The sequence below is a fragment of the Pseudomonas sp. SDO524_S393 genome, from assembly GCF_054071875.1.
Genome location: NZ_JBSVVZ010000029.1, coordinates 35660 through 50607, shown reverse-complemented (window position 1 = coordinate 50607; position 14948 = coordinate 35660). Strand labels below are relative to the sequence as shown.

Sequence of the window (14948 nt, the reverse complement as noted above, 5' to 3'; positions counted from 1 at the left end):
AAAGGAGGCTGACTTTAGCACAGCTTCTCTGTTGTACTTGCACCCCGCATGACCCTCAATCCGGCTCGATCCGACCGGCGACATTAAATAGCCACTACTTTAAGATGGTCGGCTCTCTCTATTCTGGAACGGCTTTTTCGTATGCATTCCAAGCGCCTGATCTATGGCTCAAATCGCGTTTTCGACTTCCTGGTCCTCTGGATTCTGCCCATTGGCTTGTTATTGCTGCTGAGCTCGCTGTTCTTCGTCACCAATCGCAATGTGTTGCACAAGTTCTATTACGCTCTTTTCAGCGCCCCGACCCTGATATTGCTGTGCCTGCGGCCAAGGGAATTCAAGGAGTTGCTGCGAGAGCCCCTGGCGATCGCGTTCCTGGTGTTTTCCGCCTGGGCATTGACCAGCCTGCTATGGAGCCCGGAGCCCACCGCCGATACCGACCTGTTCAAGCGGCCGCTGCACACCTTCATGCTGTTCGCCGGTTGCGGGCTTCTGCTGCATTACCGCAACGATGTGTTCAAACCGGTCTTCTTCAGCGCCGCGGTGATCGCATTGGTGGTCTGCGTGTTCAACCTCGTGGCATTCGTGAAAGATTATTCACCCGACATGCGCATGATCGGCGGCCGCGGCGCACTCGATAACCCGCTGCTCAGCTCCCACGTATTCGGCTTTTTCTGCGTTTACTGGCTGTACGTCTGCATAACGACACGCCGCTTGCAGGTGCTGTGGTTCAGCCTGCCGGCGTTGGCAGTGATGACCGCTGCCATCCTCGCAACCGGTTCGCGCACCCCGCTGGTGGCGCTGGTGCTGACCGTTCTATGGCTGGCACTCGTCAACCGCAACCGGCGTTCGGCGCTGCTGCTCGCCGCAATGGTCGCAGGCGCAGCAGGATTGTTGCTGTTCTACCCCGAACTCATCACCAACCGTGGCAGCTCCTACCGTTTCGAACTCTGGACCATGTCACTGCAACGCATTGCCGAACACCCCTGGATCGGACACAGCTACGACTCCGAGTTGTACTTGACGCTTTCCCAGGGTACCGAGCTTCGCGAGCCCCACAGTTTTGCCCTGGGCGTGCTGTATTACATCGGCATCATCGGGTTTATCCCATGGATCTTCATGATTGGCTGGGGCTTCTATAAAAGCTTCAAGGAGCGGGCACAACCGCTGTTCATCCTGGCTTCGTCCCTGCTGGCCTACGGCATCGGCGCCGGCCTGACCGAAGGCGGCGGCATCCTGTCACGGCCCAAGGAACACTGGTTCCTGCTGTGGATCCCGCTGGCGATCATCGCCGGCCTGAGCATTGCCCAGCGCCGTCGCAGCGTGTTGCGCCTGCCGGTGCAAAACCTCAAGCCCGAGGCGTTCGAACAGTTGTGCGGCGACGCCCATGTGATCGAAGCCGATGGCCTGGGCCCGAAAGTCCTGCGCCTGAAAGACGGCCGCTTTCTCAAGGTGTTCCGCGCGCGTCGCTGGTACACCTCGGGTAGCTTCAACCCTTATTCCGAGCGGTTTGCCAGCAACTGCGAGCAATTGCGCACCCTGGGCATCCCGACACCGCAGATTCTCGATCTCTATCGCCTGCCTGACGGCAGCAGCGCAGTCAGCTACGCGCCCCTGCCCGGCCTGACCCTGCGCCAGGCCCTGCAAAGCCTGGACAGCAGCCTGCGAGAGTCGCTGATCGAACGTTTCGGCCGCTTCATGGCGCAACTGCATGAGCGCGGCGTGTACTTTCGCTCGCTGCACCTGGGCAATGTGCTGCTGATGGAGGATGGTGAGTTTGGCCTGATCGATGTGGCCGACCTGCGCGTCTTCCCGTCACCGCTGCGCCACGCGCTGCGCCAGCGCAACCTGCACCATATGCAGCGCTATCCGCAGGACCGCAACTGGCTGTTCGAAGCACACTTCGAACAACTGGCCAAAGGCTACGCATCGGTGGCAAGCCCAAGCGCTACCGCCAGGATTCGCGAACATGTGCTGACCCTCAGCCAGCCCGCCGCCTGAACAAAAAAGGCGACTATCACCGCTGATAGTCGCCTTTTTCATGTCTACCGTCGCCTCAACGGCGCAGCGGTTTCAGATACAACCGCACCAGTCCGCGAAAGGTCTTCTTCCCCCAGAACTTCAACGGAATCTGCTTGAGGATTTCCCGAGCCAGCGGCCGGTCACGGTCGGCAGTCTTGAGGAACATCGAGTTCAGAAAGTTGTAGCGCACGGCATCGTAGGCCGGGTGTTCGCTGAACTTTGCATAGGTCTTGAGGATGTTCTGGATCATGTAGCGGTGATTCTTGTAGGTGTTGCTGGCGTGCTGCCGATACTGCGCCATCACCACGCCGAGGGCGTCGATGGTGTAGCCGGCCGCCGTGATCTTCAGCTGGATCAGCAAGTCTTCCAGAGGAATCAGCGGGTCGAAACCACCCACCTCCTCCAGCGCCTCACGGCGAATCAACATGGTCGGCGCAGGCGGAAAAGGCTTGCGATCCATGAACATGTCGTCGAAGTCCAGGCTGCGAAACGGCACCTCACGACGCTGTTTCTTTTCCGGGTGCAGGTTGCCAGCACCGTCGATCAGCTCGATGTTACCGGCGCAGATACCGACCTTTGGCTTGTCCGCCATGTACGCCACCTGTGTGGCGATGCGGTCTGGCAGCATGATGTCGTCGGAGCCGAACGGTGCGATCAAGCTGCCCTTGGCCCGAGCGATCGCGCCGTTGAGTGTCGCCGTCAGTCCCTGGTTCTGCTGCACCTGGAAATCAAAGCCGTGTTCAGCCTGCAAGCGCTGGATGCGCTCCACACTGTCATCTTTGGACCCGTCATCCACCACCAGCAATTCGATATGCGGGTAGGTCTGGCCGAGCACGCTGAGAATGCTCTGCTCGATGTACTGGCCGTGGTTATAGGACGCGATGATTACCGAGACCAGGGGTTGTTGCTGAGTCATGCTCTACCTGCTTCCTTCAAACCGGTTTCAATCAGTTGCCGGTACTTTTGCTGGAACTCATCCAGTCCGTGGTTTTCTTCCAGATAACGGAAGACCTGTTCACCCTTTGCACGCAGCTGTTCATCGCTCATCGCCAGGTAAGTGTCCAGGGCTGCCGTCAGTTGTGCGACGTCGCCAGGCTCATGGGACAAACCGCCCGCGCCCTCGACCAGCGGCAGCATGGCGGGCCCGTTGGAGGCGATGACCGGCAGGCGGCCACTCATGCCTTCCAGCAGCGCCAGGCCCAGACCTTCCAGTAACGACGGCATGGTCCAGATATCGAATGCGCGCACATATTGCATGCCGTCCTCTCGGAACCCCAGCAAATGCGCGCGACCGGTCAGCCCCAGGCGCTCGATGTCCGCACGCAGGTCGGCTTCCGCGCGCCCGGAGCCGATAATGCCAACCTGGGCGTTGGGGTACTTGTCCTTGAGGCGGGCGAACGCTTGCAACAAATGCGTATGCCCCTTGATCGGCACCAGGCGCCCAAGGGCCCCGATAAGGCGGGCCTCCTGGGGTAAGCCAAGCGCAAGCCGCGCCTGCTCACGCGGCAGTTGCAAGGCTTCGGCCTGGGGGATGTCGATGGCGTTGGTCACAAAGGTCGTGTTCTCGCGCGTGAAACCGCAACCGAGACCGATCAGATAATCCCTGACCGCCGCCGATACCCCGACAAACCGCCAGGCCGGGCTGACCAGGCGACGGGTCTGCCGACGGCGATAGGCGCGGTCGTACTCGCCAAAACCGTGGGAGATACCGATGCACAACGGGATCTTCAACCAGCGGTTGAGCGACAGCATCATGTTCACTGACTTGAAACGATTGCAGATCACCACGTCGAACCGCTGCTCGCGGCAGTACTTGTAGATCTGCCACATGGCGCCCAGGCGAATACCCTTGAGGGCCTTTTCGGGAAATTCGAAATACTTGGAATGATCCGCCACGCTCAATGGCTGGCCCGGTTGCGGACGACCGCTGAGAAAGGCAGAGGTCACCTCGAAACGCTCAGTCGGCAACGATTTGACGATCTGCTCTCCGAGATCGGCGAAGTCATTGACCTTGACGTTGTAGTCCGGCTGTAACTGCAACACTTTGAAACGAGGTTTCATAGCACTCCATGGGGCAATCAGGCTGCGGGCGGCAGCCCAACGAAAAGATAAAGACTCAGTCCTGCTTCAGGACCCAAAGCAGTTCGTGACGCCGCACAGCCTTGCGGAAGAACTCATTCTCCCCATAAGGCGATGGGCCACGACCTGCCAGCACGCGCTGCAACAGACGGCGCACACGACGCTTGAACGGCGGGCGGGGCTGCAAGTCATGCATCATGCCCAACGCCATGGCCTTGTCCTGCTGGCGGCGCAACGATAGCACCCGGCAGCACGGCTCCAGCACCTGATCCGTATCAAACTGTGGCGGCAAGGCCACTCCCGCACCGGAGTCGCCCATGGGCCAGCGGTCATTATCGTGCAGATGGTTGGCGTAACCGAGGAGCGTGCTCGGTTGCCATTCAAGCCCTTCCAGCGCCTCGACCACCGCCGTATGTGCGTAGATGTGGTCCGGGTGCGGGTCAAGCACCGGCGTCGGCAGCACAATCACCTCGGGGCGCGCCTTGAGCAGCAGCGCCCGAAGGTCTGCAATCAGATTGAGCCAGGTCGGCGCGCCATCGACATCGCCCGGCAACGGGAATGCGTTGAACCGGCGGAACAGCCGTGTATCGTCCATGCCCGCCTCGCGGGAGGCCTGCGGCTGATCCGGCGTGGCGCGCATTGCCGGCAGTTGCAGGCAAAAATAGCCCAACTGCACGCAGTGTGCCTCGGGAACCCCCGCCCAACGCGGTACGGCAATGCTGTCCCAGGCGCGCAAGAGCCCCTTGGTCCGCGCAGCGTCGGCCTTGGGCATGCCCATCTGCTGATAGTGTTCGGCCTCGATCTCACCCGCCGTGAGCGTCACGATCCAGCTTTCGTCCGCCTGGCCATACAGATCGAAGGCGGCCAGCTCGGCATCATCGGCATGGGGCGCGATCACCATGACCCGCTGGCGGGCGTAATCCGGTTGACGGAACACCCACAGGGTGAGGTCGCCGACCACGCGGCAGTAACGGCTGCGCAGGCTCAACTCACCGGCGGCCAGTGCCTGCGCCGAGCCCGTGAGGTTCAGGTAACGTTTGCCAGCCACCCCACGTTCGAACACTTGCCGATCGCCGGACAACTCCACCGCAGGGTCGAGAAAACGCCCCAGCCAGGTGCTTTTAAGCTGCACTTCGACGATCAGCGTCTCATCGCCTTCCAGGCTCAGCGGCGCCTGCGCAACCAGACGGCCGGCCGCCAGGCGCAAGGGGGTCGACTGGCTGTCTGCCGGGAAGCGGTACTGATAATCCTCCTGGGGCGAATAAAACAGATGGTCGGCAAACCAGGCTTCGTGGGCGGCCCACAACACCACCACCAGCACCAGCGGCAGCCACCAGGCCACCAGCACGCCCACCACCACCAAGCCCAGCAAGGCGACCAACAGCGCCATACGTTTGTTGCGCCGGTGGCGCTTGAGCAATTGCTGTTTACGGCTCATAGGCTGAACACCGGCACGGGGTTGCACCACCGCTCTTTGTATTCACGGTCGGCGCGGCCAAAGGAAAAACGCAGGGGTTTATTCAGTGCGCGCGCCTGTTCCCAGGCACTTTGCGTGTTGAGAAAGCTCAACACACTGCCGGGGCTGAAAGCGCGGGTTTCAGGGTCGACTCCGCCGTTGACGTACTCGATGCTCACCCATTCGGGCGCTTCGGCGCGGTACACCAGTTGCACAGCAATGGGCGCCTCGTTGAGAAACAGCACCGAGCCGATCAAAAACTCCTTGAGCAGCTCCAGCACTTCGGCCAGGCGCTCGGCACCGGTAGCCGCAAATCCCCAGCGCCGCTGGAACAAATCGCAGTAGATCGCCGCCAGTTCAGCGCTGGAAAACTCGCTCACCGCCCGCACCACGCCGCCCGCCTCTTCCAGCAAACGCAATTCGCGGCGCTGGTTGTAGCGAAACTTCTTCGACAGGTCTTCAGGGGTACGCGCCATGGCCAATTGCTCGGCCTGGGGCTTGAGGGTGCTGATGCGCCCTTCATTGAGCGCCGACAAGTAGCGCCCACGGTGGCGTACGGGCACCTGCGCCTGGGCAGCAATCGGCAGGATGATCTCGGCATTGCCCAGATCGAACAGGCCTTTCTTGCCGTTGCGCTTGAGCACGTCCTTGGACAGCGCGAGGTCGCGACCCCAGGTGGCAATCGCGCCCTTGAGTTCGCCATCCTGTTCCCAGCCCAGGTACCGCACCGGAATCTGCGCCAGGTCCGCCAGCCGCTCGACGATCAGCGGATGGGTCGCCACGCTGCCGCCAAAACGCTGCCAGGCCTGGGCGTAAACCTCGGCCTCGACAGGCGCCCAGCCACGTTCACGCCAGCCCTGGAAGCGGTTCAGCATTTAGACCACAGCGTCATAAGGGTCCACGCCGTCCTTGACGACCAGGATGTCTTCCATGATCAGGTACTGCAGGTCGGAGCCGAAGAACATGTTCAGCGCGTCGGTCGGCGAGCAGATCATCGCTTCGCCGCGACGGTTGAGCGAGGTGTTCAGGGACACACCGTTACCAGTCAGCACTTCCAGCTCTTTCATCATGTCGTAGTAGCGCGGGTTGTATTCGCGCTTGAGCACCTGGGCGCGGGACGTACCGTCTTCGTGCACCACTTCCGGCACGCGGGTCTTCCACTCTTCAGCCACTTCAAAGGTGAAGGTCATGAAGGGCGCCGGGTGATCGACCTTGATCATCTGCGGGGCCACGGTGTCGAGCATCGACGGGCAGAAAGGCCTCCAGCGCTCGCGGAACTTGATCTGGTGGTTGATACGGTCCGCCACGCCGGTGGCGCTTGGGCAACCGATGATCGAACGACCGCCCAACGCACGCGGACCAAACTCCATGCGGCCCTGGAACCAGGCCACCGGATTGCCGTCGACCATGATCTTGGCGATGCGCTGGGGCATGTTCTCGATCTTGCGCCAGTTCGGCTTGCTCTCGTGCCTGGCGCACGCGGCAATCACGTCTTCGTTGCTGTAGGACGGGCCGAGGTAGACGTGCTCCATCTTTTCCACCGGCACACCCCGGGCATGGGACACATAGGCCGCCGCGCCCACCGCGGTACCGGCGTCGCCGGACGCCGGCTGTACAAACAGCTCTTTCACGTCGTCACGGGCGATGATCTTCTGGTTCAGCTTGACGTTCAGCGCGCAGCCGCCAGCGAATGCCAGTTTGCCGGTTTCCTTGAGGATGTCGCCCAGGTAGTGGTCGATCATCTGCAAAGCCAGCTTCTCGAACAGTGCCTGCATGCTGGCCGCGTAGTGGATGTACGGTTCGTCGGCGATGTCGCCTTCGCGTTTCGGACCCAGCCACTCGATCAGCTTCGGCGAGAAGTAGAACCCCTTGCCCTTCTCTTTATAGCGACGCAGACCGATGACGTTGGCGTACTCGGTGTTGATCACCAGTTCGCCGTTCTCAAAGGAGGCGAGGCGCGAGAAATCGTATTTGCTGGCATCGCCATACGGCGCCATGCCCATGACCTTGAACTCGCCGTCGAGCATCTCGAAACCGAGGAACTCGGTGATTGCGCCGTACAGGCCGCCCAGGGAGTCCGGGTCGTAGAACTCCTTGAGCTTGTGGATCTTGCCGTTTTCGCCGTAGCCGAAGAACGTGGTGGCGTACTCGCCTTTACCGTCGATGCCGAGGATCGCGGTTTTCTCCTGGAAGCCGGAGCAGTGGTAAGCACTGGAAGCGTGGGCCAGGTGGTGTTCAACCGGTTCGATCTTGATTTTCTTCGGATCGAAGCCCAGTTGCTCCAGGCACCAGACGATTTTGTTGCGATAGCGCTTGTAACGACGGTTGCCCATCAGGATCGCGTCGAGGGCGCGGTCCGGGGCGTACCAGTAACGCTTGGCGTAGTGCCAGCGCGCCTCACCGAACAGGCTGATCGGAGCGAACGGGATCGCCACTACGTCAACGTCGGAAGGCTTGATGCCGGCCTGTTCCAGGCAGAACTTCGCCGACTCGTAGGGCATGCGGTTCTTTGCATGTTTGTCGCGTACGAAGCGCTCTTCTTCGGCGGCCGCAATCAGCTTGCCGTCGATATACAGGGCTGCGGAAGGATCATGGCTAAGGGCGCCGGACAGGCCAAGAATCGTCAATGCCACAGGGGTCTAGCCTCTTTTAGTCTGCATGCAGGCGGGTTGCGCCTGAAAAAAGTGTGCCTCTCGCCTAGGCGAGAAACAGCTAAAGGGCGGGATTATAGCGTAAACAGGCGGCGTGATGATCTAGGGAATGAGTGGCCCGTTGTCACTGCCCCGAAGCGGAGATATCCCTCAGACAGACGCCTCCATCCATCGCGTGAGAAAAATCCGAAATGGTAAAAATCGACCCAGCCACTAAACTCGCGCCCTTTTGCGCGTTTATGACCTATGCGCCACGGACTTCGGCTACCCATGAAAACCCTCGCCCGCCTCACCCTGCTGCTACCTGGCCTGCTCGCACTGAGCGACCCGATACGGGCCGATGACGCCCCGCTGATCCTCGACCCCAGCGTCGTCACCGGCTCGCGCAGCGCCAGCCCGACCTTTGACCTGCCGTATTCGGTGGACGGTATCGACCGCGAACAGATCAGCGACGGTCAATTGGGCATCAACGCTTCCGAAGCACTGGCCCGTGTGCCCGGTCTGGTGGTGCAGAACCGCCAGAATTATGCCCAGGACCTGCAAATATCCTCCCGGGGCTTCGGCGCCCGCTCGGCGTTTGGCGTGCGCGGCATCAAGCTGATCGCCGACGGCATCCCCGCCAGCACTCCGGACGGTCAGGGCCAGGCGGCCACCTTCAACCTCGATACCGCCGAGCGCATCGAGGTGCTGCGCGGCCCTGCCGCCACGTTATACGGCAGCAATGCCGGCGGGGTGATCCAGATGTTCTCCCGCGATGGCGAAGGCCCGCCGCGCATCGGCGCCGAAACCCTGGTGGGCAGCGACGGCCTGAATAAAAACCACCTCACCGCCGAAGGTGCGGCGAACGGCGCAGGCTTCTTGCTTGACGCTTCGCGCATGGACACCGACGGCTACCGCGACCACAGCAGCGCGCGCCGCGACCAGACCTTTGCCAAGCTCAACGTCCAGCCGGATGACGACAGCAAACTGGCGCTGATCTACAGCAGCCTGGAGCAGAACGGCACTCAGGACCCGCTGGGGCAGACCTGGGCCGCGTACAAGGCCGACCCGCGCTCGGTGGCACCGGCGGCGTTGGAATACAACACGCGAAAAAGTATCGATCATCAGCAAATCGGCATGAATTACGTGCGCTATATCGGCGATGCGACCCTGCAGGTGAATGCGTACACAGGGCGTCGGAGCGTGATTCAGTACCTGTCGATCCCGGGCGGCACTGCCGCCGATAAACGCGGCGGCGTCGTCGACTTCGAGCGAAAATTCTACGGCGGTTCCGTCCACTGGCTGCAACCCATTGCCAGCGCTCCCGGCGACCTGACCCTGATCACCGGCCTCGACTACGACCGCAGCCAGGATGACCGCCAAGGGTATTCCAATACCGTCAACGGCGTGCACGGCGTCAAGGGCGCCCTGGGTCGCGATGAAATCGACACCGCCACCAGCCTCGACCCGTTCGTGCAGGCCAACTGGCTGCTCGGCGACTGGACCCTGCAAGCCGGCCTGCGCCACAGCACCATGACCATGGACGTGGATGACCACTTCCTCAGCGACGGCAATGACAGCGGCAACAAGACCTACCAGAAGAACACGCCGTCAGTCAGCGTCATGTATGCCTTCACCCCGGACCTGCATGGCTACGTCAGCGCAGGCAAGGGGTTTGAAACCCCGACCCAGGCCGAGTCGGCGTATTCCAGCACCGTCAACGGTTTCAACTTTTCGCTCAAGCCATCGGTCAGCAAACAATATGAAATCGGCTTGAAAGCGCGTGTCGGCCAGGACACACGCATCAACGCGGCGCTGTTCCAGATCACCACCGAGGACGAGTTGGTGGTGCAACAGTCCTTCGGCGGTCGTACCACCTACCAGAATGCCGGCCGCACCCTGCGCCGGGGCTTCGAACTGGGCATCGAAAGCCGGCTCAGCGCACAGTGGGCCGCCAACCTCGCCTATACGCGCCTGCAAGCGACCTACGACAGTGACTTCGTCAGCGGCGGCGCGACCGCCGTCGATAAAGGCAACGACTTGCCGGGCGTGCCGCAGACCACCTTGTTTGCCGAGTTGAGCTGGAAGCCCCGGGACTGGATCAGTATCGCCCTCGAAGGCCTGTACCGCAGCCAGGTCTATGTCGAAGACACCAACACGCAACGCGCCGCACCCGGCTACAGCGTGTTCAACTGGCGCGCCCGCTTCGAGCAGAAGGTCGAACACTGGACCTTCCACCAGACCCTGCGCCTGGACAACCTGCTCGACCGCCAGTACGTCGGTTCGATGATCGTCGGCGACGGTAATGGGCGCTACTACGAAGCCGCGCCGGGGCGCTCGTGGTATGCGGGGGCAGGCGCCGAATACCGCTTCTGATCAGTACCGCTCCAGCAGGCGTCGACTGGCGAAGCTGAAAGTCAGCACGATAAAGATCAACACACCAGTGGCCACCTGCTGCCAGTAGAAATTCCAGCCGATCAGCAGCAGGCCGTTGGCGATGACATTGATGAACAGCACGCCGAGCAGGGTGCCGGGGATATTCGCTCGACCCTGACGGCTCAAGGTGGTGCCGATGAACACCGCACCAATCGCGTTGAGCAGAAATGCATTGCCGGACAATGGCACATAGGCGCTGACCGTCGAGCTGAGCAACACCCCCGCCACACCGCAGGCCAGCGCCGTCGCCAGCGCCACGACGGAGACGATCCGTCGCATCGACAACCCCGAGTAATACGCCAGCAAGGGCTGGGTGCCCTGGGCCAGCAGTTCGCGACCCAGGCGACCCCGCGCCAAAGTCAGGCCGTAGAACAGCGCCAGCCCCAGCACAATGAGCAAAGGCGTCAGCCCCGCCAGCTCGGGGGCCAGGCCCTGGGCGATGTAGATCGGCTGGCCACCGTCCGACAGCAATTGCTGGGCACTGGTACCGATAAACAACGTGCCCAAGGTGGCGAGGAACGGGCTTATCCGCAGCCCGGCGATCAAGCCGGCGTTGATCACCCCCACCAGCAGCGCAGCAGTCAGTGCGCCCGAAGCAGCGAGCGCCCAGCCGTGCCCGGCATTGAGCAGCACCACGAAGCTGAAACTGGCGAAATCCAGCGCGGTGCCCACTGACAAGTCGATACCGCCAGCGGCCACGGCATAGGTCATGCCGATGGCGACAATCGCCAGCAGCACAAAGTTGTTCAGCACCAGGCTCTTCAGGTTGCCGCCACTCAGGAACCCCGGTGCCTGCACGGCAAATACCAGCACGATCAGCGCAAACACCAGCGGCAAGGTCAACGGCAACAGCGTGCGCAGCTTCATGATCGGACTCCCCGGCTTAACGCACTGGAAGCCGCCACCACCAGCAGGATCAATACGCCCTGCACGCCGTTGACCCAGAAACTCGACACATTGAGCAGTTGAAAGCCGTTGATCAAAAAACCGATCAACAACGCCGCCAACAACGTGCCCGGAATACTCGCGATCAGCCGCCGGGAAAACACCACGCCGAGAAAAGCGATGGCCACCACCGACAACAGCATGTCCCCGGAGCCCGTGGTGCTGCCGCTGAAGAACGCCGCCGAACACAAGGCCGCCACCGCCGCGCAGACACCCGACAACGCGTAACTCGACAATACGTAGCCCGGCACGCGAATACCCGCCGCTTGCGCCGCCTGCGGGTATTCACCCACCGCATGCAGGCGCAAGCCGTAGGCGGAATGCTGGATCAGCAAGGTCAGTACACCGGCGCTGGCCAGCAGCACCCAGGCCAGGGCCGGTACGCCCAGCCAGGTTCCGCCACTGAGCAGGTCCAGCAGCGGCGAGTCGGTGGACACCACGGTATTTTCCGTCAGCACCAGTTCCAGCCCGGCCACGACATTCATGCTTGCCAGGGTCGCCAGCAACGGCGGCAAGCGCAGCACCACCACGGCGAGGCCATTGACCAGGCCCACCGCCAGGCCACAACCCAGGGTCAATAACACGGTGAAACCCAGCTCCAGACCGCTGTTGTTGAGGCGACTGAACACCGCCGCGCACAAGCCCAGGTTGGCCGCCAATGACAAGTCCAGCCCGCCGGCCACCGCATTCGAGCCGCCGCCGATCATCACGCACGTCAGCCCGAACGCCAGCACACCGAGGATCGCTGATTGGCTGAACACATTGGCCAGGTTGCCCAGCGACAGAAAGTTCGGCGCCGCCAGCGCAAACCCCGCCAGGATCACCAGAAAAGCCCCCGCCGAACCCCGTCGCAAGAGTGCCTCAAGCATGCTCGACCTCCTGCACGGGTGCAGCCGGTACTGACACGGCACCCGTGGCGCAGGCCAGCAACCGGTCGCTGTCGGCCTCCCCCGCGCGGAACTCACCGGCAATCTCGCCGCGGTGCAACACCACGACTCGATCACTGATGCCGAGCAATTCCGGCAAGTCCGATGACAACACCAACACCGCCGCGCCCTCTTCGACCAAACGCCCGATCAATCGATAAATTTCCACTTTGGCGCCGACGTCCACGCCCACACACGGCTCATCCAACAGATACACCGCCGAGCGCCGACTCAGCCATTTACCCAGGGCGACTTTCTGCTGATTGCCGCCGCTGAGCTGGCTGACCGCCGCGTAGGGCCCAGGCGCCTTGATGGCCAGCTCGTCGATCAAGCGCAGGCTTTCTGCGTGCTCCTTGCGGCGGCTCAATACGCCCCCGCGACTGAACCGCGCGAGCCCCGCCAGCGTGAGGTTTTCCAGCACCGACAACACCGGCGAAATCCCTTGGCTGCGACGCTCTTCCGGCACCAGGGCAATGCCGGCCGCGATCGCCTGGCCGGGCGAGCGCAGGCGCACCAACCGCCCATCGAGCTGAATGCTGCCGCTGTCGGCGTGCACTACGCCAAACAACGTCTTGAACAACGCCTTGGCCCCCGACCCCACCAGCCCTGTCACGCCAACGATTTCACCGCGACGCACCTCAAGGTCAATCTGCCGGTAGCGCCGCGCCAGGCTCAGCCCGCGTACCTGCAACAACGGTTCGCCCAACTCGACTCTGGCCTTGGGGTACATCTCTTGCACTTCACGGTTGACCATCAGCCGCGCAATTTCTGCGCTGGACGTCTGCCGAGGCGCCACCACCGCCACATCCCGGCCATTGCGCAGCACCGTGACTTCATCGCACAGGCTTTCGATCTCTTGCAGGTAATGGGAGATGTAGAGAATCGACAGCCCTTGCTCGCGCAATCGTTTGACGATGCGCAACAACTGGTCGACTTCACGCTTGACCAGCGCCACGCTGGGCTCGTCGAACACCAGGATTTTCGGCTGGCGAATCAGCGCCCGGGTGATTTGCAGCACCTGGCGTTCGGCACTGTTCAACTCGTCCACCAAGGCGCCGGCAGGCAACTTCAGATCAAAATATTCCGCCAGCAAGCGCTCTGCTTCACGCTGCTGTCGACGCCGGTCCACAAACGGCCCCCAACGCAGTTCATGCCCGAAAAACAGCGCCTCGCCCACGGTAAAACTTGCGGGCAACAACCGTTCCTGATGGATGAACTGCACGCCCAGCGCGTCTACCTGGCGCGGTGACAACGTTGCATACGACTGCCCGTCGATACTCACCTGCCCTGCGTCTGCCTTGTGGATACCCGCCAGGATCTTGATCAGGGTCGACTTGCCTGCACCGTTCTCGCCTACCAGACCGTGGATGGTGCCGCGCTCGACCTTGAGGCTGGCATCGTCCAGCGCCAAGGTGGCACCAAAGCGTTTGTGCAGGTTCTGCAGGTGCAACGCCGTCATCAGTCACCCCGCAGTTGCTGGACCTGTGCCAGGTTGGCGGCGGTGGTCAGCAAGGTGGGGACATGGGTCTCCTTGGGCAAGTCCCGCTGACCGGCCAGGTAACGCGCCACGTTCTGCACGGCGGTCTTGCCGATCAGTGCCGGTTGCTGCGCCACCACGGCGCCGACCGGCGAATTCGCCTGCCCCAGCAGCGCCAGCACTTCCGGGGTACCGTCGACGCCATAGGTCTTGATCTCGGTGCGCTTGGCATCGATCAATGCCTTGCTCGCGCCCAGTTGCGGAATATCCCAGGCCGACCAGATCGCCGACACGCTGCCCGCCGGGTATTTGTTGAGTAACGCCGACACTTGGGAGTAAGCGTCCTGCACGGTATTGGGGATGACGTCGCGCAGCTCCGGCTGGATGATTTCCAGCTGCGGGTAATCCTTGAGCGCCAGCTTCAACTGGTCATAACGGATCGCGCACACGGGTACGCCGTAAAAGCCATTGAATACCAGGATCTTGCCCTTGCCGCCGGCATCCTTGATCAACTGATCGGCCAGCGCTTTGCCAGTGGCGACGTTATCCGAGGTGGTGTTGTTGAGGCTGTATTGCGACGGCGCATCGATGGTGAACAACGGGATGCCGGCCTTGCTGATGCGCTTGAGCCAGGGGTCGATCACGCTAAGGGTGCCCAGGGTCTGGATCACCGCGTCGGGTTTCTGGGTAACCACGGTTTGCAACTGAGTCACCAGGTTCTTGTCATTGCGCCCGGCATCGAGGGTGATGGGCGTGCCGCCCAAGCGCTTGATCTCATCGACCTGCGCCTGGAACGCCTTGATATCGAAGTAGTGACTGGTACCCGTCATGCTCACGGCGATGCGCTTGCCAGCCAGGGACGGCACGGCATCATCACCCTCTGCGGCGAGAGCTGCGCCGCTCAGCAAAAGGGCAGTGCCGAGGCAGATTAAACGGGAAAACGAGGAAAGGCGGGAAGGCATACAGGGCTCCTGAGCCAC

Annotated in this window: 11 protein-coding genes; 2 read left to right on the top strand and 9 right to left on the bottom strand. The window is 62.0% G+C overall.

Features of this window, described 5'->3' with window-relative positions; genetic code table 11:
- The first annotated feature begins 141 nt into the window (after window positions 1-141).
- On the top strand, window positions 142-1998 hold the full coding sequence (locus tag ACW9IB_RS14865; protein WP_457414245.1) for an O-antigen ligase family protein: 1857 nt from the start codon (window positions 142-144) through the stop codon (window positions 1996-1998).
- A 55-nt stretch (window positions 1999-2053) separates the two neighbouring features.
- Here ACW9IB_RS14865 and ACW9IB_RS14860 read toward each other — a convergent pair whose 3' ends face one another.
- The 5 genes from ACW9IB_RS14860 to ACW9IB_RS14840 are packed head-to-tail and all read right to left on the bottom strand — an operon-like array spanning window position 2054 to window position 8187.
- Window positions 2054-2935, bottom strand: a complete 882-nt coding sequence (locus ACW9IB_RS14860; RefSeq protein WP_457368261.1) for a glycosyltransferase — start codon at window positions 2933-2935, stop codon at window positions 2054-2056.
- Window positions 2932-4080, bottom strand: coding sequence for a glycosyltransferase (locus ACW9IB_RS14855; protein ID WP_457414243.1), 1149 nt, complete (start codon window positions 4078-4080; stop codon window positions 2932-2934). The genes ACW9IB_RS14860 and ACW9IB_RS14855 overlap by 4 nt, the downstream gene beginning before the upstream one ends.
- 55 nt (window positions 4081-4135) lie before the next feature.
- Window positions 4136-5536, bottom strand: coding sequence for a PIG-L deacetylase family protein (locus ACW9IB_RS14850; RefSeq protein ID WP_457414242.1), 1401 nt, complete (start codon window positions 5534-5536; stop codon window positions 4136-4138).
- Entirely contained in the window at window positions 5533-6429 is an 897-nt protein-coding gene (locus ACW9IB_RS14845; RefSeq protein ID WP_457414241.1) for an antimicrobial resistance protein Mig-14, read from the bottom strand. Before ACW9IB_RS14845 ends, ACW9IB_RS14850 begins: the two co-directional genes overlap by 4 nt.
- A complete protein-coding gene (locus ACW9IB_RS14840; protein WP_457368257.1) occupies window positions 6430-8187 on the bottom strand; it encodes a carbamoyltransferase family protein in 1758 nt (585 codons plus the stop codon).
- Between the two features lie 288 nt (window positions 8188-8475).
- Here ACW9IB_RS14840 and ACW9IB_RS14835 point away from each other — a divergent pair, with 288 nt between their 5' ends.
- Window positions 8476-10560, top strand: coding sequence for a TonB-dependent receptor family protein (locus ACW9IB_RS14835; protein WP_457414240.1), 2085 nt, complete (start codon window positions 8476-8478; stop codon window positions 10558-10560).
- On the opposite strand, the gene ACW9IB_RS14830 is transcribed toward ACW9IB_RS14835, so the two are convergent.
- Genes ACW9IB_RS14830 through ACW9IB_RS14815 form a run of 4 tightly spaced genes read right to left on the bottom strand, consistent with a single transcriptional unit; the run spans window position 10561 to window position 14930 of the window.
- Window positions 10561-11487 carry an ABC transporter permease gene (locus ACW9IB_RS14830; protein ID WP_457414239.1) on the bottom strand — a complete coding sequence of 309 codons (927 nt, stop codon included), beginning with the start codon at window positions 11485-11487 and terminating at the stop codon, window positions 10561-10563.
- Entirely contained in the window at window positions 11484-12434 is a 951-nt protein-coding gene (locus tag ACW9IB_RS14825) for an ABC transporter permease (protein ID WP_457414238.1), read from the bottom strand. The genes ACW9IB_RS14830 and ACW9IB_RS14825 overlap by 4 nt, the downstream gene beginning before the upstream one ends.
- On the bottom strand, window positions 12427-13950 hold the full coding sequence (locus ACW9IB_RS14820) for a sugar ABC transporter ATP-binding protein (protein WP_457414236.1): 1524 nt from the start codon (window positions 13948-13950) through the stop codon (window positions 12427-12429). The genes ACW9IB_RS14825 and ACW9IB_RS14820 overlap by 8 nt, the downstream gene beginning before the upstream one ends.
- Window positions 13950-14930: a sugar ABC transporter substrate-binding protein gene (locus ACW9IB_RS14815; protein WP_457368252.1), complete on the bottom strand. Its 981-nt coding sequence runs from the start codon at window positions 14928-14930 to the stop codon at window positions 13950-13952. Before ACW9IB_RS14815 ends, ACW9IB_RS14820 begins: the two co-directional genes overlap by 1 nt.
- Window positions 14931-14948 lie beyond the last annotated feature (18 nt).